The 26,679-nt window shown below is 66.4% G+C and carries 23 protein-coding genes, 1 tRNA gene and 2 pseudogenes; 12 read left to right on the top strand and 14 right to left on the bottom strand.

The genetic code is table 11. The features are described from left to right. The first annotated feature begins 2 nt into the window (after positions 1–2). The 4 genes and pseudogenes from L6444_RS30510 to L6444_RS09470 all read left to right on the top strand — a co-directional run bounded on the left by L6444_RS30510 (position 3) and on the right by L6444_RS09470 (position 5,792). Positions 3–1,208: pseudogene (locus tag L6444_RS30510) on the top strand (PPE family protein). Positions 1,209–1,254: 46 nt separating this feature from the next. Further along, a complete protein-coding gene (locus tag L6444_RS09480; protein WP_370652908.1) occupies positions 1,255–2,577 on the top strand; it encodes a magnesium transporter MgtE N-terminal domain-containing protein in 1,323 nt (440 codons plus the stop codon). A gap of 5 nt (positions 2,578–2,582) precedes the next feature. Beyond that, positions 2,583–4,247 carry an NRAMP family divalent metal transporter gene (locus L6444_RS09475; RefSeq protein WP_236981926.1) on the top strand — a complete coding sequence of 555 codons (1,665 nt, stop codon included), beginning with the start codon at positions 2,583–2,585 and terminating at the stop codon, positions 4,245–4,247. Between the two features lie 90 nt (positions 4,248–4,337). Next, a complete protein-coding gene (locus L6444_RS09470) occupies positions 4,338–5,792 on the top strand; it encodes an FAD-dependent oxidoreductase (protein ID WP_236981924.1) in 1,455 nt (484 codons plus the stop codon). Between the two features lie 75 nt (positions 5,793–5,867). On the opposite strand, the gene L6444_RS09465 is transcribed toward L6444_RS09470, so the two are convergent. Beyond that, on the bottom strand, positions 5,868–7,385 hold the full coding sequence (locus tag L6444_RS09465; protein ID WP_236981923.1) for a flavin-containing monooxygenase: 1,518 nt from the start codon (positions 7,383–7,385) through the stop codon (positions 5,868–5,870). A 131-nt stretch (positions 7,386–7,516) separates the two neighbouring features. Between L6444_RS09465 and L6444_RS09460 the strand changes: the two genes are divergently transcribed. After that, positions 7,517–8,725: a PucR family transcriptional regulator gene (locus L6444_RS09460; protein WP_236981921.1), complete on the top strand. Its 1,209-nt coding sequence runs from the start codon at positions 7,517–7,519 to the stop codon at positions 8,723–8,725. A gap of 43 nt (positions 8,726–8,768) precedes the next feature. On the opposite strand, the gene L6444_RS09455 is transcribed toward L6444_RS09460, so the two are convergent. From L6444_RS09455 to L6444_RS09410, 10 genes and pseudogenes are all read right to left on the bottom strand, one after another. After that, a complete protein-coding gene (locus tag L6444_RS09455) occupies positions 8,769–9,587 on the bottom strand; it encodes an adenylate/guanylate cyclase domain-containing protein (protein WP_236981919.1) in 819 nt (272 codons plus the stop codon). 1 nt (position 9,588) lies between these two features. Continuing rightward, entirely contained in the window at positions 9,589–10,410 is an 822-nt protein-coding gene (locus L6444_RS09450; protein WP_236981917.1) for an HpcH/HpaI aldolase/citrate lyase family protein, read from the bottom strand. Continuing rightward, on the bottom strand, positions 10,407–11,006 hold the full coding sequence (locus L6444_RS09445) for a MaoC family dehydratase (protein WP_236981915.1): 600 nt from the start codon (positions 11,004–11,006) through the stop codon (positions 10,407–10,409). The genes L6444_RS09450 and L6444_RS09445 overlap by 4 nt, the downstream gene beginning before the upstream one ends. Beyond that, entirely contained in the window at positions 11,003–12,178 is a 1,176-nt protein-coding gene (locus L6444_RS09440) for an acyl-CoA dehydrogenase family protein (protein WP_236983957.1), read from the bottom strand. Before L6444_RS09440 ends, L6444_RS09445 begins: the two co-directional genes overlap by 4 nt. A gap of 3 nt (positions 12,179–12,181) precedes the next feature. Then, positions 12,182–14,173, bottom strand: coding sequence for an acetyl-CoA carboxylase biotin carboxylase subunit (locus L6444_RS09435; RefSeq protein WP_236981913.1), 1,992 nt, complete (start codon positions 14,171–14,173; stop codon positions 12,182–12,184). A 3-nt stretch (positions 14,174–14,176) separates the two neighbouring features. Beyond that, positions 14,177–15,758, bottom strand: a pseudogene (locus L6444_RS09430) (carboxyl transferase domain-containing protein). Then, the gene (locus L6444_RS09425) at positions 15,755–16,402 is read right to left on the bottom strand and encodes a CoA transferase subunit B (protein ID WP_236981911.1); all 648 of its coding nucleotides are present in this window, start codon (positions 16,400–16,402) and stop codon (positions 15,755–15,757) included. The pseudogene L6444_RS09430 and the gene L6444_RS09425 overlap by 4 nt, the downstream one beginning before the upstream one ends. Beyond that, a complete protein-coding gene (locus L6444_RS09420; RefSeq protein ID WP_236981909.1) occupies positions 16,389–16,631 on the bottom strand; it encodes a hypothetical protein in 243 nt (80 codons plus the stop codon). Before L6444_RS09420 ends, L6444_RS09425 begins: the two co-directional genes overlap by 14 nt. Then, positions 16,628–17,371, bottom strand: a complete 744-nt coding sequence (locus L6444_RS09415; RefSeq protein WP_236981907.1) for a CoA transferase subunit A — start codon at positions 17,369–17,371, stop codon at positions 16,628–16,630. The genes L6444_RS09420 and L6444_RS09415 overlap by 4 nt, the downstream gene beginning before the upstream one ends. 93 nt (positions 17,372–17,464) lie before the next feature. Then, the gene (locus tag L6444_RS09410; protein WP_236981905.1) at positions 17,465–19,084 is read right to left on the bottom strand and encodes an AMP-binding protein; all 1,620 of its coding nucleotides are present in this window, start codon (positions 19,082–19,084) and stop codon (positions 17,465–17,467) included. A 66-nt stretch (positions 19,085–19,150) separates the two neighbouring features. Here L6444_RS09410 and L6444_RS09405 point away from each other — a divergent pair, with 66 nt between their 5' ends. Both L6444_RS09405 and L6444_RS09400 read left to right on the top strand, forming a co-directional pair. Further along, positions 19,151–19,792, top strand: coding sequence for an SACE_7040 family transcriptional regulator (locus tag L6444_RS09405; RefSeq protein ID WP_236981903.1), 642 nt, complete (start codon positions 19,151–19,153; stop codon positions 19,790–19,792). Positions 19,793–19,858: 66 nt separating this feature from the next. Next, on the top strand, positions 19,859–20,638 hold the full coding sequence (locus L6444_RS09400) for an MmpS family transport accessory protein (RefSeq protein ID WP_236981901.1): 780 nt from the start codon (positions 19,859–19,861) through the stop codon (positions 20,636–20,638). Here L6444_RS09400 and L6444_RS09395 read toward each other — a convergent pair. Then, a complete protein-coding gene (locus tag L6444_RS09395) occupies positions 20,612–21,940 on the bottom strand; it encodes an MFS transporter (RefSeq protein WP_236981899.1) in 1,329 nt (442 codons plus the stop codon). The genes L6444_RS09400 and L6444_RS09395 overlap by 27 nt on opposite strands. 74 nt (positions 21,941–22,014) lie before the next feature. Between L6444_RS09395 and cmrA the strand changes: the two genes are divergently transcribed. Continuing rightward, positions 22,015–22,821: a mycolate reductase gene (cmrA, locus tag L6444_RS09390; RefSeq protein ID WP_236981897.1), complete on the top strand. Its 807-nt coding sequence runs from the start codon at positions 22,015–22,017 to the stop codon at positions 22,819–22,821. A gap of 82 nt (positions 22,822–22,903) precedes the next feature. Here cmrA and L6444_RS09385 read toward each other — a convergent pair whose 3' ends face one another. Then, on the bottom strand, positions 22,904–24,460 hold the full coding sequence (locus L6444_RS09385) for a helicase HerA-like domain-containing protein (RefSeq protein ID WP_236981895.1): 1,557 nt from the start codon (positions 24,458–24,460) through the stop codon (positions 22,904–22,906). A gap of 118 nt (positions 24,461–24,578) precedes the next feature. On the opposite strand from L6444_RS09385, the gene orn reads away from it, so the two are divergent. The 4 genes from orn to L6444_RS09365 all read left to right on the top strand — a co-directional run bounded on the left by orn (position 24,579) and on the right by L6444_RS09365 (position 25,969). Then, positions 24,579–25,226 (top strand): oligoribonuclease, encoded by a 648-nt coding sequence (orn, locus tag L6444_RS09380; protein WP_236981893.1) that lies wholly within the window; start codon positions 24,579–24,581, stop codon positions 25,224–25,226. A gap of 49 nt (positions 25,227–25,275) precedes the next feature. Next, positions 25,276–25,351 (top strand) — tRNA-His (locus L6444_RS09375). Positions 25,352–25,396: 45 nt separating this feature from the next. Continuing rightward, positions 25,397–25,561 (top strand): hypothetical protein, encoded by a 165-nt coding sequence (locus L6444_RS09370; RefSeq protein WP_236981892.1) that lies wholly within the window; start codon positions 25,397–25,399, stop codon positions 25,559–25,561. A 225-nt stretch (positions 25,562–25,786) separates the two neighbouring features. Then, a complete protein-coding gene (locus L6444_RS09365) occupies positions 25,787–25,969 on the top strand; it encodes a YegP family protein (protein WP_236981890.1) in 183 nt (60 codons plus the stop codon). A 56-nt stretch (positions 25,970–26,025) separates the two neighbouring features. Here the strand turns inward: L6444_RS09365 and L6444_RS09360 are convergent, their stop codons facing one another. Further along, entirely contained in the window at positions 26,026–26,625 is a 600-nt protein-coding gene (locus L6444_RS09360) for a TetR/AcrR family transcriptional regulator (RefSeq protein WP_236981888.1), read from the bottom strand. Positions 26,626–26,679: the final 54 nt, after the last annotated feature.

The following is a 26,679-nucleotide window of genomic DNA, read 5'->3' as shown; positions in this document are numbered from 1 at the left end:
TCATGATCGACTTTGCGGCACTACCGCCGGAAATCAATTCAGCACGCATGTACGCGGGTCCCGGGTCGGCATCGATGCTGGGCGCGAGTTCGTCGTGGAACACAATGGCCGCTGAAATGCGCTCCGCTGCAGCCTCATACGGCTCGGTGATCGCGACCCTGACCGATGATGGCTGGATCGGCCCGTCCTCGACGCTGATGGCGGCCGCGGTAGGGCCCTTCATCGAGTGGCTGAGCACCACCGCCGTTCAGGCCGAACAGGCAGGTAGCCAGGCTACTGCCGCCGCGGCCGCCTACGAGACGGCGTTTGCTATGACGGTACCGCTGGCTGCGATCACAGCCAACCGTGCCCAATTGTCAAACCTCATGGCTACGAACCTTTTCGGGCAGAACACCGCGGCGATCGCGACCACCGAGGCCCAGTACGCCGAGATGTGGGCCCAAGACGCCGCGGCGATGAACGGCTACGCAGCTGCGGCGAATGCGGCGACACAACTGACACCGTTCACCTCGCCGCAGTCCACCACGACCACCGATGGCCTCACCAGCCAGACGAACGCGGTTGCGCAGGCAACCAGTAGCTCGACCGCGTCGAGCACGTCGGCCGACACGGTGTCCGGCCTGGCCGAGTGGCTCGGACTGGCTCCCAACACCAACACGTCCACCACCGGTCTCGCCGGGGTGCTCAACTTCCTGGACGGAAGCGACGGGTCGCTGGTGGGAAGCTTCCTCAACAACGCCTCGGTGGCCAACATCTCGAATGGATTCACCACCAGCGGGCTGACGAATCCGACATCCATGATCGACAGCGTCACCGCCTTCAGCTATCTGACCAACCCGCCCGGCCTCGGCGCCGGAACCGCCGCGGAGGCGGCTGGAACCGCGATGGCACAGACAGCCGGTGCCGAATTGCCAACGGCAACAGCCTAGCTGGGGGGCGCAAATCTGGTCGGGGCGATGTCGGTACCCCAAGCCTGGGCCGCATCCGGAGCGACGGTCAACCCCGTCCCGCTGGCGACCACCCAGATGGGGGCCGGCGCCTACCGAAGTCTGGGCGCCACCCCGATGGTGCTGGAGGACACGGGGCCGATGGGCTTACCCGGTATGCCGTTGGGCGGGATCGGGGACGCGGCGGACGAAGAATTCGCCAGCATGCCCAGCTACGGTTTCCGCCCCCGCATCCTGGGCCGCCCCCCGGCCGCCGGCTGAGACACGCCTAAAAGCCAACCCCCGCAGCACTATTCAGGAGACAACAGTGAGCACACCGGACACCACACCCGCGCCTGGCAGCGGGCGCCCCAGCATTCACCTCTCGGAGCTGCTGCGCGGACCCGTCCTGGCCCGCTCCGGCGAGGTGGTGGGCCGAGTAGAGGACGTCATCGTGCGGCTCCGCGGCGCCGACGATTATCCGCTGGTGACCGGCATCGTGGCCGGGGTCGGCGGCCGGTCGGTGTTCATCGGCCGCAAGGCCATTCACGAGTTCGCTCCGGGCCAGGTGGTGTTGGCCAAGAACAAGGTCGACCTTCGCCGTTTCGAGCGCCGCGACGGCGAGGTGCTGCTGCGCGCCGACGTGCTGGGTCATCGGTTGATCGACGTGGCCGCGGTGGAACTGGTACACGCATACGACGCGTCTCTGGAGGATGCCGGCGGAGATTGGGTGCTGACCCGGCTGGACACCCGGCGCCCGCCGAGGCTGTTCGGATTGATCAAGAGCACCGGCGGCCACGCGGCCCGGGATTGGAAGGCATTCGAACCGCTGATCGGCCACGTCCGCACGGATGCGATACGCCGTCATTGGGGGCGGGTCGGGGGCTTCAAGCCGGCGGAGATCGCCGACCTGCTCGAGGACGCCGACAAGGCCGAGGGCGGCGAAATTCTCGACCGGGTCCGCAGCGACCCGGAACTGGAAGCCGACGTGTTCGAGGAGCTGGACCCCGAGAAGGCAAGCCGGCTGCTCAACGACATGCGGGACGACGAGGTGGCCGCCCTGCTGGGCCGGATGCGCGCCGACGACGCCGCCGACGCGATCGCCGACCTGCGCCAGTCCCGGCGCCGGCGCGTGCTGGACCTGATGCCCGGCCCGCAGCGCACCAAGGTCATCACTTTGATGGGGTTCAATCCCGACAGCGCCGGCGGGTTGATGAACGTCGACTTCGTCTCGTGCGTTGCCACCGCAACCGCAGGCTCGGCGCTGGCGCTGATCGCGACCGCGCGCACCATCCAGCCGGAGGCACTGGTCAAGGTCCACGTCCTCGACGAGGACGGCCGGCTGATCGGTGTGGTGTCGGTGATCACTCTGCTGCAGAGCGAGGCCAGTGAAAGCGTTGGCGCACTGATGGATTCGGATCCAGTATGCGTCAGCGCCGAAGCCGACCTGACCGATATCGCGCTGTTGATGGCCGACTTCAACCTCTACTCCATCCCGGTCGTCGACGAGCAGGACCGCGTGCTCGGAGTGGTCACCGTGGACGACGTGCTGGAGGCGACCATCCCCGAAGATTGGCGCCGACGTGAACCCGCCCCCCGTCCGGTGCGCGACAGCACCGACGACGCGACAGTCCGGGGAGGTGACCTGTGACCTCGATGCCCGACAAGATCGCAAGCGCCGAGACGCCTGCCGGTCAGGTCGAAGACGTCTCGCGCAGCGCGGTGTTGGACTCAGCACATCTGGGCGATATCGAGGGCGCCTTCGGGCGTATCAGCCTCAGTGACGCCAACCTGCCCCGAACCTGGAAAACACGGTTGCTGACGCTGCTGGCAATCGTCGGCCCCGGCATCATCGTGATGGTCGGCGACAACGACGCCGGCGGAGTGGCCACCTACGCGCAGGCGGGTCAGAACTATGGCTATTCGCTGCTGTGGGTGCTGCTGCTGCTCATTCCGGTGCTGATCGTCAACCAGGAGATGGTGGTCCGACTCGGTGCGGTCACCGGGGTGGGCCACGCCCGGTTGATCAACGAACGCTTCGGCCGTGGCTGGGGCTGGTTTTCGGTCGGCGACCTGTTCCTGCTGAACTTCCTGACGATCGTCACCGAGTTCATCGGCATCAGCCTGGCCGCCGACTACATCGGTGTCTCCAAATACGTTGCGGTGCCGATATCGGCCGTGCTGTTGGTCGTCATCATGGCCACCGGCAGCTTCCGGCGCTGGGAGCGAGCCATGTTCGTCTTCATAGCGATCACCCTGCTGCAGATACCGATGCTGTTGATGTCCCACCCGCAGTGGGCACATGCTGCCAAATCTTTTGTGGTGCCGAGCATTTCGGGTGGCGCAAGCTCGGACGCGGTGTTGCTGATCATCGCCATGGTGGGAACCACGGTGGCGCCGTGGCAGCTGTTCTTCCAGCAGTCCAATGTCGTCGACAAACGGATCACCCCCAGGTTCATGGCCTACGAGCGCGCCGACACCGTGCTGGGAGCGTTCGTCGTCATCGTCGGGGCCGCGGCTTTGGTGATGACCGGCGACTGGGCAGCGCGCTCTACCGGCACGGTCGGCAATTTCACCGACGCCGGTGCCATCGCGCACCTGCTCGGCCAGCACAGCGAGTTGCTCGGCTCGTTCTTCGCCATCGTGCTGATGGACGCCTCGATCATCGGTGCCGCCGCGGTGACCCTGGCCACCAGCTACGCCTTCGGTGACGTGTTCGGACTGAAGCATTCGCTGCACCGCGGATTCGCCGACGCCAAACAGTTCTACCTGTCCTACACCGCGATGGTGGTGCTGGCCGCGGCGATCGTGCTCATTCCGAACGCTCCGCTCGGGTTGATCACCACCGCCGTGCAGGCCCTTGCCGGCCTGTTGCTGCCCAGCGCCAGCGTCTTCCTGCTGTTGTTGTGCAACGACCGCCAAGTGCTGGGGCCATGGGTGAATCGGCCCTGGCTCAACTGGGTGGCTGGTCTGATCGTCGGCACACTGCTGCTGCTGTCGGGGATCCTGATGGCCACCACCATGTTCCGCGACCTCGACGTCGTCGCGGTCACCGGCTATCTGACCGTGGCACTGCTCGTGCTCGCCGCCGTCGCGGTCCCGACGCTGCGCTGGATGGGTCGCCGTCATCCCGCTCCCACGCCGTCGCCGGCGCCGGTGCGTCCCGTCGACCGGGCCACTTGGCGCATGCCGCCGCTGACGCTGCTGGAACCGGTGACCTGGTCCCCCGGCACCCGACTCGGGATGGTCGCGCTGCGTTCGTATCTGGTGATCGGGGCGCTGTTGTTGATCGTGAAGGCCGTCCAGCTCAGCGGTCGGTGAACCTAGGCGGCGGGTCACAATTCGTCACCAATACTGCGACACGGCAGGCAGCCGACCGGATTTTCCCGCTGCTTAACACACACTGCGGGCATGACGGTACCCGGACCACCACGGCGCGAGCTCACGCGGCAGGCATTCCTGCGGGGCGCTGTCGGCGCTGTGGCGGCGGGCGCGTTGTTCGGGACCGGCCGGGTCAGCGCAGCCCCGACCGCCACCGACTGGAACACCTTGTCGGGCTCCATAGGTGGGCAGGTGATCGGACCGGACAGCGGTCAATTCGGCTCGGCCAAGCAGGTTTTCAACACCAACTACAACGGTTCGACTCCGGCGGCCGTCGTCACCGTGACCTCGGTGCCCGACGTGCAGAAAGCGATGGCGTTCGCCGCCGCCCGTAACCTCAAGGTGGCCGCGCGCAGCGGCGGGCACTCCTACACGGGCGCGTCCACGGCCGACGGCGCATTGGTGCTCGACCTTCGTGGGCTGCCCGGGGACATCAAGTACGACGCCGCCAGTGGGCAGGTCACGGTGACGCCGGCGACGCACCTGTTGGCCATGCATGAGGCGCTGGCCGCCAACGGGCGGGGGGTGCCAACGGGCACCTGCCCGTCGGTCGGGGCCGGCGGCCACACGTTGGGCGGCGGTATCGGCGCCCATTCCCGGCACGCGGGTCTACTTTGTGACCAGCTGACGTCGGCGAACGTGGTGCTGCCGAACGGCCAGGCCGTCACCGCCTCCAACAGCAGCAACCCCGACTTGTTCTGGGCGTTGCGCGGCGGTGGTGGCGGCAATTTCGGAGTGACGACGTCACTGACGTACGCCACCTTCCCGACCGAAGACGTCGACGTCGTCAACCTCTTCTTCCCGCCGCAGCAGTTCGCCCAGGTTCTCGTCGGTTGGCAGAACTGGCTGCGCACCGTCGACAAGAGATTCTGGGCGCTGGCCGATGCGACCGTCGATTCGATGGGCACCCAGTGCCGCATCATGGCGACCTCCCCGGCCGGATCGGGCAACAACGTCGCGGGCGCCATCACTTCCGCCGTCGGCGTGCAACCGACCAGCACCGACCACCACACGTTCAACTACCTCGACCTGGTCAAGTACCTGGCGGTGGAAAACCTCAACCCGTCGCCGCTGGGTTACGTGGGCGGGTCCGACGTGTTCCCGACGCTCGACGCGGGCGCTGCCAAAGCCATCGCCGCGGCGCTGGATGCGTTCCCGCGTGCGGCCGGCCGTGGACTGGTGATCATGCATGCGATGGACGGCGCGTTGGCCACCGTGGCGCCCAATGCCACCGCGTTCCCCTACCGGCGGCACGCTGCGATGGTGCAGTGGTACGTCGAGACCTCCGGTTCTCCGTCGGCCGCCACCGGCTGGCTCACCACCGCACACCAAGCGGTGCAACGATATTCGGCCGGTGGCTACGTGAACTACATCGAAGCCGGCCAGCCGCCCGCACGGTACTTCGGCGCGAACCTGTCCCGGCTCAGCACGGTGCGGCAGAAGTACGATCCGGGCCGGGTCATGTACTCGGGCATGAATTTCTGAAGCGAGGGTTCCGGCACCGACTTCCAACCGGTCGGTCAGCGACGGCACTTCGTCAGGTTCGTCCCCCGGCGCGGTTCAGGCTGACACCAACTCGGCGTCACGAACGCTGGCGGAGTTCGTCAGCCGCAGTGCCGGATCGACAACGGCGTCGTTACGCAGCAGCTTCACATCGGCGTGGTAGCTCATCGACGTCAGCCAGGGCCGCCCCGCCCCCTGCCGCGGCAGCTGGTCCACCGCGCGCTGCACGTAACCGGCCGAGAAGTCAAGCAGCGGGCGGGTTTCCATGCCGGGATCGTCGAAGACCGGGCACGCGGTGTCGTAGCCGTGGGCGTCCATGTGGGAGAGCAGCCGGCAGAAGTGTTCACACAGCAGGCCGACTTTCAGCGTCCACGACGAGTTGGTGTAGCCGATCGCGTACGCGAAGTTCGGCACACCGGACAGCATCATCCCCTTGTAGGCGACCCGGTCGGGCAGGCGGACCGCCTCGCCGTCCACCGAGAGCGACATACCGCCGAACGCCTGCAGGTTCAAACCCGTTGCGGTGATGATGATGTCGGCGTCCAACTCGCGACCGGACTCCAGCAGGATGCCGGTCTCGGTGAAGGTGGCGATGCGGTCGGTCACCACCGAGGCGCTGCCATTGCGGATCGCTTTGAACAGATCGGAATCGGGCACCGCGCACAACCGCTGATCCCACGGGTTGTAGGTGGGGCTGAAGTGCTCGTCGACAGGGTAATCCTTGGGCAGCCTCTTGGCGTTGACGTTTCGGATGATCCGCTTGGCCAGGGCCGGATACTTCTGGCAGAACTGGTACACCGCGCGCTGCTGGGCGATGTTCTTGCGCCGCGCCAACGCGTATCCGCGCTTGGCGCCCAGCAGTTTCTGCGCCGTGTTGGCGAAGGCGTCCTTGGACGGCACCGGCATGATGTAGGTCGGCGACCGTTGCAGCATGGTCACGTGGGCGGCACGCCCGGCCATCGCCGGTAGCAGGGTCACCGCGGTGGCGCCGCTGCCGATGATGACCACCTTCTTGCCGGTGTAGTCCAGGTCCTCGGGCCAGTGCTGGGGGTGCACGATCTGCCCGGTGAAGCGCTCCCGGCCCTCGAAGTGCGGCGTGTAGCCCTCGTCGTAGCGGTAATAGCCGCCCGCGCAGAACAGCCAGTTGGCGCTGATCTGGGTCCGTGCTCCGATATCGGTCCGCTCGATGTCGACGACCCAGCGTGCTTGGCTGCTCGACCAGGCCGCGCCGTGCACCTTGTGGTGGAAGCGCACCTTGGCGTCGATGCCGTTCTCCGACGCCGTCTCGCGCAGGTAGGTCAGGATCTTGTCGGCGGTGGCGATGGCGTCCTCGTCACGCCACGGCTTGAATTCGTAACCGAAGGTGTGCAGATCGGAGTCCGAACGAATGCCGGGGTAGCGGAACAGATCCCAGGTGCCGCCGGTGGCTCCGCGCGCCTCGAGGATGGCGTAGCTGCGGCCGGGGTGTTCGCGCTGCAGGTAGTAGGCGGCGCCGATGCCGGAGATTCCGGCCCCGACGATCAACACGTCGACGTGCTCGACGGCGGTGGCTGCGGGTGCTGATGTGCGGGACATGGGTAGCTCCTGACGCGGATGGCGTTTGATGGGTTCAATACTCGCCAGCCGCCAGCCGCTAACCAAGGGCATATATGCCCATTTAGGTGCTTATCATGGTGCAAACTGCACCAATATATTATTGTGGCTAAATGTCTTGGAAACGTCCGTCTGAGCCGGTCAGAGAGCTGATTCGGCAGTGCGCACAGATCAGCCTGAATCCGCGTGCGGAATGGCTCGACGAACTCGACGCGGAAGTCCTGGCGGCCAGTCCCGTCATTGCGGGGGATCCCGAGCTGGCGGCCGCGGTCGGGCGCAGCAACCGGGCCAACATGTACTTCTGGGGTGCGGCCAACGTGCGTGATCCGGGTGCGCCGGTGCCACCGAACACCGGGCCCGAACCCATCAACATCTCGCGCGAGGTGGCCCGCCGCGGCCTGACGCCCTACACGCTGGATGCGTACCGCATCGGGCAGGGCGTGGCGTGGCGCCGGCTGATGCAGATCGCGTTCGAGTTGACGTCGGATCCCGCCGAGCTGCAGGAGATGCTCGACGTGTGCTCGCGCTCGATCAGCGCATTCATCGACGCGACGCTGGCCGACATCGCGTCGCGGATCGAGTCGGAGCGTGACGATCTGACCCGTGGCACCCACGCCGAACGACGCGAGACGGTCGCGCTGATCCTGGACGGCGCTCCCATCGCCCGCACCCGGGCCGAGGCCCGCCTCGGACACGCCCTGACCGGGCCGCACATTGCGGCGGTCATCTGGAGTGACGACCCGGCCGCCGACATGGCCCGCCTCGACGCCGCCGCCGAGGCGCTCGGGCAGGCCGCAGCGGCACGGCCACTGACCATTCTGGCCAGCACGGCGACCCGCTGGGTGTGGATACCGAGCAGATCGATAGATACTGCGACACTGCGTAATTCGATCGAGAACACGCCTGATGTCCGGGTCGCGATCGGCCCGTGCGGGGAAGGCATCGACGGATTCCGCCGCAGCCATTTCGACGCCATCACCACCCAGCAGATGATGGCTCGGCTGCGATCACCGCAACGCGTGGCGCAATTCGCCGACGTCGAACTGGTCGCGTTGCTCACCGCCGACCCCGATCGAGCCACCGAATTCGTCCAACACACACTTGGCGGACTCGAAACCGCAGGCAGCGAATTACAAGACTCCGTGCGGGTTTTCGTCGACGAACAGTGCAACGTCTCACGCGCGGCGGCGCGGCTCTACACGCATCGCAACACGTTGCTGCGACGGCTGGCCCGCGCCGACGAATTGCTACCCTGTCCGCTTTCAGAATGCAGCGTCAAGGTGGCCGTCGCTTTGGACGTGCTGCGCTGGCGCGGCAAGTAGGCGTTCTCACCTCGCCGAGAGCGTGCCCGATCCGGCAACTCCCCTAGTCCGGGGCCGCCACGACCACCGGATACAGCTGGTGGCTGCCGCGAAAGCCCTTGAGCTCGACTGCGCGTGGCGTGCCCAACTCGATATCAGGGGATCCGGATACTGCGTCGCACACCGACTCGCTGACCAAAATCTCCCCGCCATCGGCCTGACCGGCCACCCGCGCGGCCATCGCGACGTTGCGCCCGAACAGGTCGTCTCCGCGCCGCACCGAGCTGCCCATGTGCAAGCCGATGCGCACCCGAATCTGGTCCCAGCGCACCGGATCTGACTGCAGCGCGCGCTGCACGGCGATAGCGCAACGCACCGCCTGCACCGGATCCGGGAATGCGATCATGAAGCCGTCGCCCTGCGTCTTCACGACGTGGCCGCCGTGCTCCTCGACCTGTTTGCTGATCAGCTTGTTGTGCCGTTCGAGCAGTTTCACCCAGCCCCTGTCGCCGAGTTCCTCGTTGAGCTCGGTCGAACCCTCGATGTCGGAAAAGGCGATCACCACATTGCCGTCGGCCGTCATCCTGGCCAGATCGGGGCGCTCCACCCTGGCCCATCCCGCGAGGTCCTCCACCGAGTTGCGCACGGTGGCGCCGAGTCCCTTGTTGATCAACGAATCCGCGGTCCGCCACACGGTTTTGATGGCCAGCGGCGCCACTCCCGGTGGCCTGGAACGACGCCGCGGCCGTGGCTCTCGGAGCCGCTGCAGTGCGGCCCGCGCTCCGCTCAGCTGCCGGCGCGACACGATGAGCAGAACCCCCACGGCGATCAGGCCGCCGAACTCGACCAGGGCCGCGATTGCCCAGACCCATGCCGCGTTCACGTCACTCGGGGACCGATTCCCCCGCCCGGCGCAACATCACTTCCGCATGCCGCAGCACCGGCGAGTCCACCATCTGCCCCTCGAACGCGAACACCCCGCGCTCGGTCTTCGCGGCGGCCAGGACCCGACGCGCCCAGTCCAGCTTGTCGTCGCTGGGCCGATATGCGTTGCGCACCACCGGCACCTGGCTGGGATGAATCGACACGGTCGCATCGAAGCCGACCGTCACGGCGTCGACGGCCTCTTCCCGCAGGCCGTCGACGTCACGGATATCCAGGTGGACCGCGTCGAGGGCGAGACGGCCGAACGCGGACGCCGCGAGCAGGATGGTCGAGCGCACATGCCGGTCCACGTCGCGATAACGGCCGTCGGGACGCCGGCTGGAGCTGCCGCCGAGCGAGACTGTGAGATCCTCAGCACCCCACATCATGCCGACCACACCATCCGCGGCGGCGATCTCGGTGGCGAACACCACACCGCGTGCGCTCTCCACCAACGCAATCACGTCGAGCGGTGCGAGCGCGGCCACCTGAGCAGCCGACTCGGTCTTGGGCAGCATCACCGTCGTGTACGAAGTCTCGGCCAGGATCTCCAGATCGCGGGCATACTCGCCGGTGCCTGCGGCGTTGATGCGCACCACCGTTCGCGCCGGGTCAAGTGGGTTGTCCCGCAACGCGGTACGAGCGGCAGGCTTATCCGACTCGGCTACCCCGTCCTCGAGGTCCAGGATCACCACGTCGGCGGCAGCGGCGGCCTTGGCGAAGCGCTCCGGCCGATCCGCCGGGCAGAACAGCCAGCCCGGCCCGGCCTCCCGCAGGCTCACGACGACGCCCCCGCCGGCCGTTTCAGCACCAACGTCTTGCGCACCGCCCGCGCGACGACATCACCGTGCTGGTTGCGTCCGGTGTGCTCCAGCGTCACAATGCCTTCGCCGGGGCGGCTTTTCGACTCCCGCTTGTCGGTGCACACCGTCTCGGCGTAAAGAGTGTCGCCGTGGAACATCGGCTTTGGAAACGACACCTCGGAGAAGCCGAGGTTGGCGACGATGGTCCCCAGCGTCAGCTGGGCCACCGACAGCCCTACCAGAGTCGAGAGGGTGAACATCGAATTCACCAGCCGCTCACCACGAAAGCCCGGCTGCTCAGCGGCCCACGCCGCATCCAGGTGCAGCGACTGGGTATTCATCGTCAGTGTGGTGAACAGGACGTTGTCGGCCTCGGTGACGGTGCGGCCGGGCCGGTGCAGGTAGGTGGTGCCGACCTGGTATTCCTCGAACCACAGCCCACGCTGGAGAACCCGCTTGCCTTCGCCGCTCCCCTCGCCGGGAGTGAACCCTGCGGCGCGACTCGCCGGTTTCCCGTCGCCGGATTCACTCCCCGCGGGGTCAGCAGGGGTGGCGGCAGCAGCGGGGTGGCTCATGACAGCCCCAGCGATCGCGCGATCAACATCAACTGCACCTCCGTTGTGCCCTCACCGATCTCGAGGATCTTACTGTCCCGGTAGTGGCGCGCCACCGGGTACTCGTTCATGAAGCCGTATCCGCCGTGGATCTGGGTGGCGTCACGGGCGTTGTCCATCGCGGCCTCCGAGGACACCATCTTCGCGATCGCCGCCTCTTTCTTGAACGGCCTGCCCGCCAACATCTTTGCCGCCGCCTCGTAGTACGCGGTGCGCGCCACGTGGGCCCGAGCCTCCATCCGCGCGATCTTGAAGCTGATCGCCTGATACGACCCGATCGGCTGGCCGAACGACTGCCGCTCCTTGGCGTATTTCACGCTTTCGTCGACGCAGCCCTGCGCCACCCCGGTGGCCAGCGCGGCGATTGCAATGCGGCCTTCGTCGAGGATGGACAGGAAGTTCGCGTAGCCTTTGCCGCGGACCCCGAGCAGGTTCTCTTCCGGCACGCGTGCGTCATCGAAGGTCAGCGGATGGGTGTCGGAAGCATTCCAGCCGACCTTGTTGTAGACCGGCTCCACAATGAATCCCGGTGTGCCGTTGGGAACGACGATCGTCGAGATTTCCTTCTTACCGTCGGCGATGTTGCCGGTGACGGCGGTGACGGTGACCAGTGTGGTGATGTCGGTACCCGAATTGGTGATGAACTGCTTGCTGCCGTTGACGATCCACTCGCCGTTCTCCAGCCGGGCGGTGGTACGGGTGCCACCGGCGTCCGATCCCGCCCCCGGCTCGGTGAGCCCGAAGCCGGCCAGCGCGCGCCCGGCCACCAGATCGGGCAGCCACTTGTTCTTCTGCTCCTCGGTGCCGAACCGGTAGATCGGCATCGCCCCTAGTCCCACACCGGCTTCCAGCGTGATCGCCACCGACTGGTCGACCTTGCCCAACTCCTCGAGCGCGAGCGCCAGCGCGAAGTAGTCGCCACCCATGCCGCCAAATTCCTCCGGGAATGGCAGGCCGAAGAGGCCCATCTCGCCCATCTTGGCGACAACCTCATACGGGAAGCTGTGTTCCTCATCGTGTTTGGCTGACACCGGCGCGACCACGGAGCGCGCGAAATCTGCGACGGTGTCGCGTAGGTCCTCGTACTCCTTGGGTAAGGTTCCCCCAGCAGGTCCGGTAATCGTCGTCATGATCCTTTAACCCTTGCCCTCTTCTTGTTCCGTCTCCGGTATCAGTCGCGCCAGCACCTGCTCGACCTTGACCTGATCGCCGACACCGACCAGCACCTCCACGCGGCCCGAAATCGGTGCGGCCAGCGAGTGTTCCATCTTCATCGCCTCGACGACCACCACCACGTCACCTTCGGACACCCGGGCACCGGATTCGGCCTGCACCGCGATGACGCTGCCCGGCATCGGGCTGACCACCTCTGCCGGTCGCTCCGCCGCCGCGCGATGGATCTTTTGCTCCTCGGCCTCCCGGATGTGCCAGGTGCCGCGTTCGTCGGCGATCCACAGGTGCCGGTCGGCCTCGGCCCAGCGATAATCGCGTCGCACGCCGTCCAGCGTCACGGTGAGTTCATCGGGCTTGAGTTGCACACTGGCACTGATGGTTTCGCCGTCGCCCACCTGCACCGTGGCCGCGGAGGGCAGGCCGCGCACGGACACGGTCTCAGTTCGCAATGCGGTCTGCATCGCGGTACGTACCGGAGCCGTGGCCCCACCGACCCGCCAACCGCTCGGCGCTGCCCACAGATCCGCGCCGGCCCGCCGCGCAAGCACCGCTTGGACATAGAGCCCAGCCGCAGCGAACACATCGTCGGATGCGGGCAGCGGCGCGAAATCGGCCAGTCGTTCGTCCAGCAGCGCGGTATCGAGGTCACCCGCCTGCACCCGCTCGTCGGCCAGCAGGAAACGCAGGAACTCGACGTTGGTCTGAACACCCAGCACCGCGGTGTGCGACAGCGCCTGGTCCAGACGGGCCAGCGCCTGGGCACGGTCGGCGCCGTGGGCGATCACCTTGCTCAGCATCGGGTCGTAATCGCTGCCGACCACCGTGCCCGACTGCAGCGAAGAGTCAACCCGCACACCGGGTCCGGACGGTTCGATCACCTGCAGCACCCGGCCACCGGTCGGCAGGAATCCACGGGCGGGATCCTCCGCGTACACCCGTGCCTCGATCGCATGACCACTCAATTCGATGTCGCCCTGGGCGAAGGCCAACTTCTCCCGGGCCGCCACCCGTAACTGCCACTCGACGAGGTCCAGACCCGTAACCGCTTCGGTGACCGGGTGCTCCACCTGAAGCCGCGTGTTCATCTCCATAAAGAAGAACTCGTCCGGGCGGTCGCCGGAAACGATGAACTCGACCGTGCCGGCACCGACGTAGTCGACGCTGCGGGCGGTGTCGCAGGCCGCGGCGCCGATGCGGGTTCGGGTTGCGGCGTCCAACAGCGGCGAGGGCGCCTCTTCGATCACCTTCTGATGACGGCGTTGCAGGCTGCATTCGCGCTCGCCGAGATGCACGACGCCGCCGTGCTTGTCGGCGATGATCTGCACCTCGATGTGCCTGGGCCGCAACACGAAACGCTCCAGGAACAGCGTGTCGTCGCCGAAGGCGGATCCGGCTTCGCGGCGGGCACTGACCAGCGCATCGCGCAGGCGCGCCGGATCGTCCACCATCCGCATGCCCTTACCGCCTCCGCCGGCCGACGGCTTGACCAGCACCGGGTAACCCACCTCGTCGGCAGCCTCGACGAGGTCGTCATCGGTCAACCCGGGCCGCGCGACGCCCGGGACCACCGGCACGTCGAAGGCGGCGACCGCGTTCTTGGCGGCGATCTTGTCGCCCATCACTTCGATGGCGCGGGCGGGCGGGCCCAGAAACACCACCCCGGCTCGGTCGCACGCCGCGGCGAATTCAGCGTTCTCGGAGAGGAACCCGTATCCGGGATGGATCGCCTGCGCACCGGTGCGCTGCGCGGCCCCGATCACCTTGGCGATGTCGAGATAACTTTCCCGGGCCGGTGCGGGACCCAACCGCACGGCGGTGTCGGCTTCGGCGAAGTGCCGGGCGCCGGCGTCGGCGTCGCTGTACACGGCGACCGACCGGATACCCAGCCGACGCAGAGTCCGGATCACCCGTACCGCGATCTCACCGCGGTTGGCCACTAAGACGGTGTCAAACATCAGTCACATCCGGAACACGCCGTAGGAAACCGATTTCCAGCGGGGCATGCGCGCACACTGAAAGTGCTAGTCCCACAACGGTTCTGGTATCAGCAGGGTCGATGATCCCGTCGTCCCACAACCGGGCGGTGGAATAGTAGGGGTTGCCCTGGTTCTCGTACTGCGCGCGGATCGGCGCCTTGAAGGTCTCCTCGTCCTCGGGCGACCACGGCTTGCCGGACGCGGACAGTTGCTCGCCACGTACGGTGGCCAGCACCGAGGCCGCCTGCTCACCACCCATCACCGAGATTCTGGCGTTGGGCCACATCCACAGGAAGCGCGGTGAGTACGCGCGCCCGCACATCGAATAGTTACCCGCCCCATACGATCCGCCGATCACCACGGTCAGCTTCGGCACGCGCGCGCAGGCGACGGCGGTGACCATCTTGGCGCCGTTCTTGGCAATGCCGCCCGCCTCGTAGTCGCGGCCGACCATGAAGCCGGCGATGTTCTGCAGGAACAGCAGCGGGATCTTGCGCTTGTCGCACAATTCGATGAAATGCGCTCCCTTGAGCGCGGATTCGCTGAACAGCACGCCGTTGTTGGCGATGATTCCCACCGGATGACCGTGGATCCGGGCAAAGGCGGTCACCAGCGACTTGCCGTAATTGGTTTTGAACTCGCTGAATTCACCGCCGTCGACCAGCCGCACGATCACCTCGTGCACGTCGTAGGGCACCCGCGGATCCGGGGGCACCACGTCATACAGCTCGCTCTGGGCGTAGGGCGGCTCTGCGTAAGGGCCGATGTCCCACTGCGCCGGTGCACGGGGCCCGAAGGTGGCAGCGATCTTGCGCACGATCAGCAGCGCGTCCTCGTCGTCCTCGGCCAGATGGTCGGTGACACCGGACACCCGGGAATGCAGGTCACCACCGCCGAGTTCTTCGGCCGTGACGACTTCACCGGTGGCCGCCTTCACCAGTGGCGGCCCGCCCAGGAAAATCGTGCCCTGCTCGCGGACGATGACGGCTTCGTCACTCATCGCCGGCACGTAAGCGCCGCCGGCCGTGCATGACCCGAGCACCGCCGCCACTTGCGGAATTCCCTTGGCGCTCATGGTCGCCTGGTTGTAGAAGATCCGTCCGAAGTGTTCGCGGTCCGGGAACACTTCGTCCTGCTTCGGCAGAAAAGCACCGCCGGAGTCGACCAGATAGATGCAGGGCAGCAGGTTTTGCAGCGCAATCTCCTGCGCGCGCAGATGCTTCTTCACCGTGACCGGGTAGTAGGTGCCGCCCTTGACCGTTGCGTCGTTGGCGACGATCACGCATTCGCGCCCCGAGACGCGCCCGATCCCGGTGATGATCCCCGCGCCGGGAGATTCGTCGTCGTACATTCCATCCGCGGCCAACGCCGACAATTCCAGAAACGGGCTACCCGGATCGAGCAGCCGGTCGACGCGCTCACGGGGCAGCAACTTGCCGCGGCTGATGTGGCGCTCGCGGGCTTTAGCGTTGCCGCCGAGTGCGGCGGTGGCCAGCTTGTCGTTGAGTTCGGCGACCAGCCGGCGGTGCTCGTCGGCGAACGACGCGGCGATCGTTGCGGTCACCGGGTCACCAGGTTCGAAAGATTCAGTGGTGGCTGGGTTTTCGCCAGCACCTCTTCCACCGATACGTCGGGGGCGGTCTCGATCAAATGCAGTCCGTCGTCGCGGACGTCCATTACCGCCAACTCGGTCACGATCCGGTTGACGCAACCCACCCCGGTCAGCGGCAGCGTGCACCGCTCGAGGATCTTCGGGCTGCCGTCCTTGGCCGCGTGCTCCATCATCACGATCACTTTACGCGCACCATGCACCAGGTCCATCGCACCGCCCATGCCTTTGACCATCTTGCCCGGGATCATCCAGTTGGCGAGATCGCCGGTGACCGAAACCTGCATGGCGCCAAGGACTGCCACGTCGAGATGGCCTCCGCGGATGATGCCGAACGAGGTCGAGGACCCGAAGAACGACGCACCCGGTAGCGTGGTGACCGTCTCCTTGCCGGCGTTGATCAGGTCGGCGTCGACGTCTTCGCGACGCGGGTACGGACCGACGCCCAGTATGCCGTTCTCGGAGTGCAGGACCACCTGAATGCCCTCGGGAAGATGGTTGGGGATCAGGGTGGGCATGCCGATGCCGAGGTTGACGTACTGGCCGTCCTCGAACTCTGACGCCACCCGGGCAGCCATCCCGTCTCTAGACCAGGTCATCAGCGGCACTCCCTTCAGTCACCACACCGAGAGTCACGCTGGCGTGACGCTCGGCGCCCGACGTCACGCTGGCGTGACGCTCGGCGCGAAGAGGACTCGCGTGACGCTCGGCGCCCGACGTCACGCTGGCGTGACGCTCGGCGCGAAGAGGACTGGCGTGACGCTCGGCGCCCGACGTCACGCTGGCGTGACGCTCGGCGCGAAGAGGACTCGCGTGACGCTTGCTCATCGAACCGTCTCCTTCTCAATTCGCTTCTGCGGGTTCGGCACATGCACGACGCGCTGCACGAAAACACCCGGTGTGTGCACCGTGGCCGGGTCGATCTCGCCGGGCTCGACCAACTCCTCGACCTCGGCGATGGTGATCCGGCCGGCCGGCGCGCACTCGGGGTTGAAATTGCCGGCGGCGTAGCGGTACACGAGGTTGCCGTGCCGGTCCCCCTTCCACGCGTGCACCAGCGCGAAGTCGGTGCGGATTCCCCGCTCCAGAACGTAAGTGACGCCATCGAACTCGCGCGTCTCCTTGGGCGGCGATACCACGGCTACCTCGCCGGAGGCGTCGTACCGCCACGGCAGCCCGCCGTCGGCGATCTGGGTGCCTACCCCGGCCGGGGTGTAGAAGCCGGGAATGCCCATCCCGCCGGCCCGCAGACGTTCGGCCAGCGTGCCCTGCGGGGTCAGCTCGACCTCGAGTTCGCCGGACAGGAATTGCCGGGCGAATTCCTTGTTCTCCCCCACATACGACGACACGGTCCGCCGAATCCGCTTGTGCGCCAGAAGTACTCCTAGTCCGATCCCGTCGACGCCACAGTTGTTGGACACCGTCTCCAGGTCGGTCACCCCGCTGTCGGCCACGGCCGCAATCAACGCCTCGGGGATGCCGCACAGCCCGAATCCCCCGACGGCCAGTGACGACCCGTCGGTAATGTCCGCGACTGCTTCCGCCGCGGTCGCCACCACTTTGTCCATTGCCGCAGCGCCTCCGATTTCAGTTAATAATCATTAACTGGACAGTGAGAATACCATTTCCACAACAACCGGTCCAGGATCGCCCCGGCGAACCTATTGCCCACCGGTCAGGTACTCGATCGCGCGCGCCCGCATCTCCACCTTGCGCACCTTGCCGGTGACCGTCATCGGAAACTCGTCGACGATCCAGAGATACCGCGGGATCTTGAACCCCGCGATGCGGCCGACACAGTATTCGCGCAACATCTGCACGGTCAGCTCGGCCGCCCCGTCGCGCAGCTTGACCACCGCCATGAGTTCCTCTCCGTAGCGTTCGTCGGGCACGCCGATGACGTGGCCGTCGACGATGTCGGGGTGGGTGTGCAGGAACTCCTCGACCTCGCGCGGCGAGATGTTCTCTCCACCACGCACGACGATGTCCTTGATCCGGCCGGTGATGCGCACGTAACCGTCCGCATCCATCGACGCCAGGTCGCCGGTGTGCATCCAGCCCTGCGCGTCAATCACCTCGGCGGTCTTGTCCGGCTCGTTCCAGTAGCCCGACATCACCGAGTACCCGCGGGTGCAGAACTCGCCGGCCACACCTCGAGGCACCGTCGCTCCCGCCGGATCCACCACCTTGATCTCCAGGTGCGGACCCACCCGGCCGACAGTTCCCACCCGCTGCTCCAGCGAGTCGCCGGTGCGGGTTTGGGTGGACACCGGAGATGTCTCGGTCATGCCGTAACAGATGGACACCCCGGGCATGTGCATGCGTTCGATCACCTTGCGCATCACCTCGACCGGACACGCCGAGCCGGCCATGATCCCGGTACGCAGACTGTCCAGTCGATAGGTGGCGAAGTCAGCCAGGCCCAGTTCGGCGATGAACATCGTCGGCACACCGTAAAGGCTGGTGCAGCGTTCGACCTGGACCGCACGCAGGGTGGCGCCCGGATCGAAACCCGGCGCGGGGATGACCATGCAGGCGCCGTGGCTGGTGGCCGCCAGGTTGGCCATTACCAAGCCGAAGCAGTGGTAGAACGGCACCGGAATGCAGATCCGATCGCTTTCGGTGTACTCGAGCAGCTCGCCGACCAGATAGCCGTTGTTGAGGATGTTGCGGTGGGTGAGCGTGACGCCCTTCGGGTATCCCGTTGTGCCGGAGGTGTATTGGATGTTGACCGGGTCGGCCGGTGCCAGGGATGCGGCCCTGGTGCGCAAAGCGGCGGGGTCGGTATCGGTGCCGGCCAGCGCGGCCCAGCGCTGCCCGCCCATGATCACCACATCGCGTAGTTGCGGACACTCGGGCGCCACCTCGGCCAGCATCGCCGGGTAGTCCGCATCCTTGAATCCGGGCGCCGCTACCACCATCGTCACGCCGGATTGCCTTAGCGCATAACTTAATTCGCGGGAACGGTAGGAGGGATTGATGCTCACCAGGATCGCGCCGATCTCGGCGGATGCGTATTGGACCAGCACCCACTCCCAGCGGTTGGGCGCCCAGATGCCGACCCGGTCGCCCTTGCCGATGCCCGCCCGCAGCAGCCCCGTCGCCAACCGTCGCACATCGGTCAGGAGTTCGGCGTATGTCCACCGCCGGCCCGCGACGACGTCGACGAGTGCGTCGCGATTCGCGAATGTGGTTGCGGTGTGGGCGAAGTTGGCGCCGATGGTGACCTCGAGCAGCCGAGGCGTATCGGGGCCGCGTTCGTAGGAGAGCGGAGTTGCCACGGTTCCTCCGACGGGCGGTTGAGTGCTACGTTAGTGACGATTAACCGACATGTCCAGGAGGCCGTCATGCCAGCGTCCGTCCCGGACGAGGAGCCCGGGCAGCCGGAATCGCCGAATCGCCGCAGCCAGCTGAAGTCCGACCGTCGGCTGCAGCTACTCTCGGCCGCCGAACGGTTGATCGCCGAACGCGGTTTCCTCGCGGTGCGTCTCGATGACATCGGTGCCGCGGCCGGCGTCAGCGGTCCGGCGATCTACCGCCACTTCCCGAACAAGGAGTCGATGCTCGTCGAGTTGCTGGTGGGGATCAGCGCGCGGCTGCTCGCCGGAGCCCGGGCCGTGGCCGACCGCGGCGACGACGCGGCCGCCACGCTGGACGGGCTGATCGACTTCCACCTCGACTTCGCACTCGGCGAGCCGAACCTCATCCGTATCCAGGATCGTGACCTTGCCCACTTGCCCGCGACCGCCGAACGACAGGTGCGCAAGGCGCAGCGCCAATACGTGGAGATCTGGGTGGCAGTACTGCGCCGACTGAACCCCGATCTGGCCGAAGCCGACGCGCGGCTGATGGCGCACGCCGTGTTCGGCCTGCTGAACTCCACGCCGCACAGCATGAAATCGGCAGACACCAAACCGGCGCGGGCGGCCCGGTCCCGCGCTGTCATGAAGGCGATGACCATCGCCGCGCTGACGGCCTCGGATCAATAGCCCAGCGCCCGGCGCGATCCGCCTTCGGCGCCCCCGCAACGCGCACAGGTACCCTGCGAAGTGGACATGAACGATCCACGCAGACCCCAGAATTTCGGTCCCCCGCAACAGGGGTCTCGTTCGGCATGGCCGCAGGACCCGCAGGATTCCGTTGTCGACTACCCGGCCTACGCCGACGACATGCCGTATTCCTACGGCGGGGGTACCTCCCCGTGGGCCTCGGGCAGCTACCAGCCACCCCCAACCCAACAGTTGCCGCCACAGTACTGGCAACAAGACGGACCACCGCCGGAGGAGAAGCCGCCGGAGGACTCCCCACCCCCGCGGTCGCCGCGATGGCTGTGGCTCACCGCAGGCGCGTTGGTCCTGTTCGTCATCGGGCTGGTGATCGCCCTGGTCATCGCCAACCAATCGGGCCGACAGCAGACCGCCTTCGAGCCGCTGCCGCCGATGTCCAGCCCCACCACCACTTTCGCGCCTCCGACGACCCGGGTACCTCCGCCCTCCACCACCCGTAGGCCGCCGCGCACCACCGCCCCGCCGAGCACCACGCCGCCGGACACCTCGACGGTGCCGGGCACGATGCAGTCGGTGGTCTACAGCGTCACCGGGGAGGGCCGTGCGATCAGCGTGGTCTATCTGGACACCGGCGACCTGATTCAGACCGAGTTCAACGTGACGCTGCCGTGGTCCAGGCAGGTTAGTTTGTCGACGTCGTCGACTCATCCGGCCAGCGTCACCGTCGTCAACATCGGCCACAACGTCACGTGCTCGGTCACGGTGGGCGGAATTCAGGTGCGTCAGCGCACCGGCCAGGGCTTAACCATCTGCGACGCTCCGCTCTGAGTCGGTGCTCGGCACCCGCACGACCAAGGTCACCAGCAATCCGGCCAGCAGCACCACGATGACTCCGCCCAGTCCGGCCCTGTCCGCCTTGAACACGTCGACGAAGACGGAGAACAACCACGGCGCCAGGAACGCCACCGCCCGGCCCGTCATCGTGTACAGGCCGAAGGCCACGCCCTCCTTGCCGTGCTGCGCCATCCGCAGCAGCAACGCGCGCGACGAGGACTGCGACGGTCCGATGAACAGGCACAGCGTCAGCCCGCACACCCAGAAAGCCCGCGGGCCGGACAGCACCAACAGGGCCACCCCGGCGCCGAGAATAGCGGTCAGCGACGCGACGATGACGGGTTTGGATCCCACCCGATGGTCGACGAAGCCGCCCAGTACCGCGCCGATCGCCGCCACGACGCACGCGGCCGCGCCGAATATCAGCACGTCGTCGGCGGCGAGGCCGTACACGTTGACACCCAGCACGGCGCCGACACCGAATATCGTGGCCAGCGCGTCCCGGAAGAGCGCACTGCCCACCAGGAAATAGACCAGGTTGCGGTCACGGCGCCATTCCGAGGTGATGTCGGCCCACAGCTTGCGGTAGCCGCCCAGCAACGTGGTGGTGGGGTGCGTCACCGCACCGGCATCGGGCAGGTGGTGGGCCACCAGCAACAGCGGCAGCGCCATGGCCGCCATCCACGCGGCGGCCAGCAGCATTGCAACGCGAACGTTCATTCCCCCCGCAGTGGGAAGATGCAGCAGACCCCTGTCGTCGCCCTTGCCCGTCATGAAACCCAGATAGACGACCAACAGCAGCCCGACGGTGCCGATATATCCCGCCGCGTAACCGAAGCCCGAGATCCGGCCGGCCGTTGCCGGCGTCGACACCTGACGCAGCATCGCGTTGTACGGGACGCTGGCCAGATCACCACAGGCCGCGGTCGCCGCCAGCAATGCCAGACCGGCGAAGAAATAGCCGGGTTCGTTGCGGATGAGGAACATCGAGCAGGTCAGCGCCACCGCCAAACTGGTCAGCAGGGCCAAGGCCACCCGCCGCCGATGCGGTGATTGCACCCATACCCCGACCAGGGGCGCCAGGATCGCGATCGTCACCCCGGCGGCGGCCGCGGCCCGCTCCAAGCCACTGATCGGCGTAGCGCCCAGCGGGGTGCCGACGCCCACGCTGTGGGTCAGATACACCGAGAACACGAAGGTAGCCGTGATGGCGCTGAGGCCGGTTTGGCCGCAGTCCCACAACGCCCAGGCCCATACCCGAGAGCGCGTGGGAGTACCGAGCCCCGGGTCTGCCATGCCCGGCAGCCTATTCACTTCTGCACCGACCCGCCTCGCCTGGCCATCCCGGCGGACTGTCTACCATCGTCGTCATGCCGATTCCCGCTCCCAGTCCCGACGCGCGCGCCGTAGTCACCGGAGCGTCGCAGAACATCGGCGAAGCGCTGGCCACCGAGTTGGCCGCGCGTGGCCACAGCCTGATCATCACCGCGCGGCGCGAAGAACTGCTCACCGCCCTGGCCGCCCGGCTGGTGGACAAGTACCGTGTCGCAGTCGAGGTGCGCCCGGCCGACCTCGCCGACCCGGCCGAACGCGCGAAGCTGTGCGACGAGCTGGCCACCCGGCCGATCTCGATCCTGTGCGCCAACGCCGGTACGGCGACCTTCGGGCCGGTCGCGCAGCTGGACCCGGCCGGCGAGAAGGCGCAAGTGCAATTGAATGCCGTTGCGGTGCATGACCTTACGCTCGCAGTGCTGCCCGGCATGATCGAGCGCAAAGCCGGCGGCATCCTGATTTCCGGTTCGGCGGCCGGGAATTCGCCGATCCCCTACAACGCGACCTATGCCGCCACCAAGGCGTTCGCCAACACCTTCAGCGAGTCGCTGCGCGGCGAAGTCCGCAAGCACGGCGTGCACGTCACGCTGCTGGCTCCCGGACCGGTGCGTACCGACCTGCCCGAAGGCGACGAACGCTCACTGGTGGAGAAGCTGGTGCCCGATTTCCTGTGGATCTCCACCGAGCACACCGCCCAGGTATCCCTGGACGCGTTGGAGCGCAACAAGATGCGGATTGTTCCGGGCCTGACGTCCAAGGCGATGTCGGTGGCAAGCGGCTACGCCCCCCGTGCCATCGTGGCGCCGATCGTCGGGGCCTTCTACAAGAAGCTGGGCGGCGGATAGCGCCTACGCTTCCCGCTTGCGCGTGAAACCTGACGCGCCATTCGCGGCCGCTTTTCACACTGCCATTACAGTCGCGGAGCCCCTAACGCTTCCGGCGGCCACCACCGCCGAAGATGTTCTTCACCACTTCGCGGATCGCGGTGTTGATGCCACTCTTCACCGTCGGGTTCTTCAGCACCTCTTCCCACACGGCAGGCCCCTTGGGCTCGGCGGGGGGCGGCATCGGCGGCAGCTCGTAATCCGTTGGCACCGGCGGTAACTCAGAGCCGGCAACTGAAGGTGGTGGCGCACCCGACGCAATTGCGGGAGCCCCGGAAGGCTGCTCCACCGTCTGGCCGTATTTAGCCTGCAGCGGACTCTGCTTGGCCGCGGCGGTGACCGCGTCGGTGCCGATGGCGGCCATCAGCGACCGGGGCACCCGCATGCGTGTCCACGCGACCGGGGTGGGGGCGCCCTTCTCCGAGAGCACCGTGACGACGGCCTCGCCGATCCCCAACGACGTCAACGCCGACTCCAGGTCGTAGACATCGGTTTTCGGATAGGTGCGCACCGTCTTGCTCAGTGCCTTCTGGTCATCGGGGGTGAATGCCCGCAGCGCGTGCTGGATGCGGGCGCCCAGCTGGGACAGCACGTCGTTGGGCAGGTCGGTGGGCAGCTGGGTGCAGAAGAACACCCCGACGCCCTTGGAACGGATCAGCTTGACGGTCTGCTCGACCTGTTCGAGGAAAGCCTTCGAGGCGTCGGAGAACAACAGATGCGCTTCGTCGAAGAAGAACACCAGTTTGGGTTTGTCGATGTCTCCGACCTCGTCGAGCTGGGTGAACAGGTCGGCAAGCAACCACATCAGGAACGTCGAGAAGATGACCGGACGCACGGACTGACCGCTGAATTCGAGCAACGAGATGATGCCGTGGCCTTGACTATCGGTGCGCAGCAGATCTTGCGGATCGAGCTTGGGCTCGCCGAAGAACGTGTCGCCGCCCTCGCCTTCCAGATTGACCAACGCCCGCAGGATGACGCCCGCCGTCGTCGACGACACCCCGCCCAGCGACTTCAGGTCGGCCTTGCCCTGCTCACTGGTCAGGTAGCTGATGGTGTCGCGCAACTGGCCCAGGGTGACCAAGGGCCGCTTGTCTTTGGCCCAGTGGAATATCAGCCCGAGGGTCGATTCCTGGGTCGCATTGAGCCCCAACACCTTTGACAACAAAACCGGGCCGAAGCTTTCGACGGTGGCACGCACCGGCACGCCGATCCCTTCGGTCCCGAGGGAGAGGAACTCGACCGGGTACCCCGTCGGCTCCCAATTGTCGCCGGTGTCCTTGGCGCGCGCGGCAGTCCTGTCATTGCTCTCCCCGGGCCGCGAGAGTCCGGACAGGTCGCCCTTCACGTCGGCCATGAACACCGGCACGCCTGCCGCGCTGAGCTGTTCGGCGATCAGTTGCAGGGTCTTCGTCTTGCCGGTTCCGGTGGCCCCGGCCACCAGGCCGTGCCGGTTGACCGTGGCCAGCGGGATGCGGACCTGGGCGGTCGGGTCGGCTTGGCCGTCGACGACGACCGTGCCCAACTCCAGGGCCTGACCTTGGAGGGCATAGCCTGCGGCGATTCTCTTGGCGGGGGTCTCCGCCGATTCGGTGCTCATCGTGCCGCGTCCTTCCCGTGCCGTTGAAAGCGTCGAAAGCAACGCGGCTCACACTACTTGCCTGGTACCGGGACGGGTCGGGCGCGCGCGGGCGTGAGGTGGGCTTAGTGTGTGCGCTGTGCGCGACGAAATGGTCTGGATCGACTGCGAGATGACCGGGCTCGATCTGGGCTCGGACAAGTTGATCGAAATTGCCGCCCTGGTCACCGACGCCGATCTGAACATTCTGGGCGAGGGCATCGACGTGGTGATCCATGCCGAGGACGCGGCATTGTCCTCGATGATCGACGTGGTCAAGGAGATGCACGCCCGATCCGGGCTTACCGACGAGGTCAGGGCCTCGGCCGTGGACGTCCCTACCGCCGAGGCGATGGTGCTCGACTACATCCACGAGCACGTCAAGCAGCCCAAGACCGCACCGCTGGCCGGCAACTCGATCGCCACCGACCGCTCCTTCATCGCCCGCGACATGCCGACCCTGGATTCGTTCCTGCACTACCGGATGATCGACGTCAGCTCCATCAAGGAATTGTGCCGGCGCTGGTACCCGCGGATCTACTTCGGGCAGCCGCCCAAGGGGTTGGCCCACCGGGCACTGGCCGATATCCACGAATCCATCCGGGAATTGCAGTACTACCGTCGCACCGCTTTCGTACCCCAGCCCGGGCCCTCTACCAGCGAGATCGCGATGGCGGTCGCCAATCTTGCGGGCGCGGGCGACGCACCGGAGAGAAACGATTCGGCCCAAGAGCGTCCGAGCGGTTAATATCGACGTCGCCGCTTGTTAGTCCCCACGGGGACGGCTGGCGGTCGTGGTGGGTGTAGTTCAGTTGGTAGAGCGTCAGGTTGTGATCCTGAATGTCGCGGGTTCGAGTCCCGTCACTCACCCCACAGGTCAGAGGTGGGTTTTCACCCCCTCTGACCTTTTTGTTTCCGATGTCACGGTGGCCGAACTCGCCGCGGGCGTACACCTGGCAGTGGGACAACGCACAGGCCGCCGAGGAGCGAGCTCGTCGCGCCGACGTGCTGCAGCGGGCCGAGAACGAGTTCGATTCAACTCCCGGCATCATCCGGGTCATCCCGGTACGTCGGGCCATGTAACGGAAATCCCGGCATGAACACCGCCAACAACGTTGCGGCACAACATCCTCCGAGCGTCTCGTCGAGACGAATCGCTGCTGTACCCGTCGCCGGTCAGATTTCCAGCAGTCCTGCCATGACCGTGGCACCGCCCGGATTGCCAGTGCGGGAACAACACGATGTACGTGGAAGCCGAATGGGGCTAGCGTGAAAACGGGTCGGCACTGTCAATCAAAGGAGATGGCGATGGCTGGCAAGTTCGAGATCTACCAAGACAGGCAGGGCGAGTTCCGCTTCCGGCTCAAGGCCGCCAACGGAGAAGTGATCGCCGCCAGCGAGGGCTACAAAACGAAGGCGGCGGCCCAGCACGGCGTCGAATCGGTCCGCACCAACGCACCCGCCGCGACACTGGTCGATCAAACCGCATAACGGTGGATCGACACCGCCGGGCGGTCGCCCAAACCGCTTGCGGGACAAGCTAATACCTAGTGAAACCCGGCCAGGGTCAAGCGCAGCGCGATCTCCATCTCGATGTGGATCGGCGAGGTCGGGATATCGTGCCGGTTCAGCCAGCGATCGATGACGAACCGGATGGTCGCCAAACTCGTGTGGACCAGCAGAGCCGGGCGGATATCGGCCGACGCGTCGACCCCCATCCGGGTGGCGACGTGCTCGACGAACTTGCGGTAGTCGTCCTCACTGACCAGCGCGGTCTTCTTCAGCAGATGCGGCGCCGTCGCCACCGCCCGCTGCCAGGTGTCCAGATTGATTTCGTCGGCAATCTTGGCGTGCTCGACGAAGATGTCGATCAGCGCTTCGACCGCCGACTGTCCCGCCGGACGGGAACTGTAAGACGTGACGATCTCGCTGATGGCATCCCGGACCGGACCGATCAGCAGACCTTCTTTTGTCGGTGCGTGCCGAAAGTACGTGCTGATCGAAATCCCGGCGGCAGCCGCGATGTCCTCGGTGGTCACCGCGTCGAAACCACGCTCGGCGAACAGTTCGTGTGCGGTGTGCTGAATCTGTAGGAGCAACTCGGCGCGGCGCCGGTCCCGCAATGACTCAGTATTTGCTGAGGGCATGCCGCCACCTTCGTGCGTCTAATAGCGAGCACGCCTTCGCGATCTCCGAATGCT

The sequence above is a fragment of the Mycobacterium kiyosense genome (assembly GCA_021654635.1).
In the GTDB taxonomy this organism is placed as follows: Bacteria; Actinomycetota; Actinomycetes; order Mycobacteriales; family Mycobacteriaceae; genus Mycobacterium; species Mycobacterium kiyosense.
Note: the sequence above shows the minus strand (reverse complement) of the source record. Positions and strands in the feature narration are given on the sequence as shown.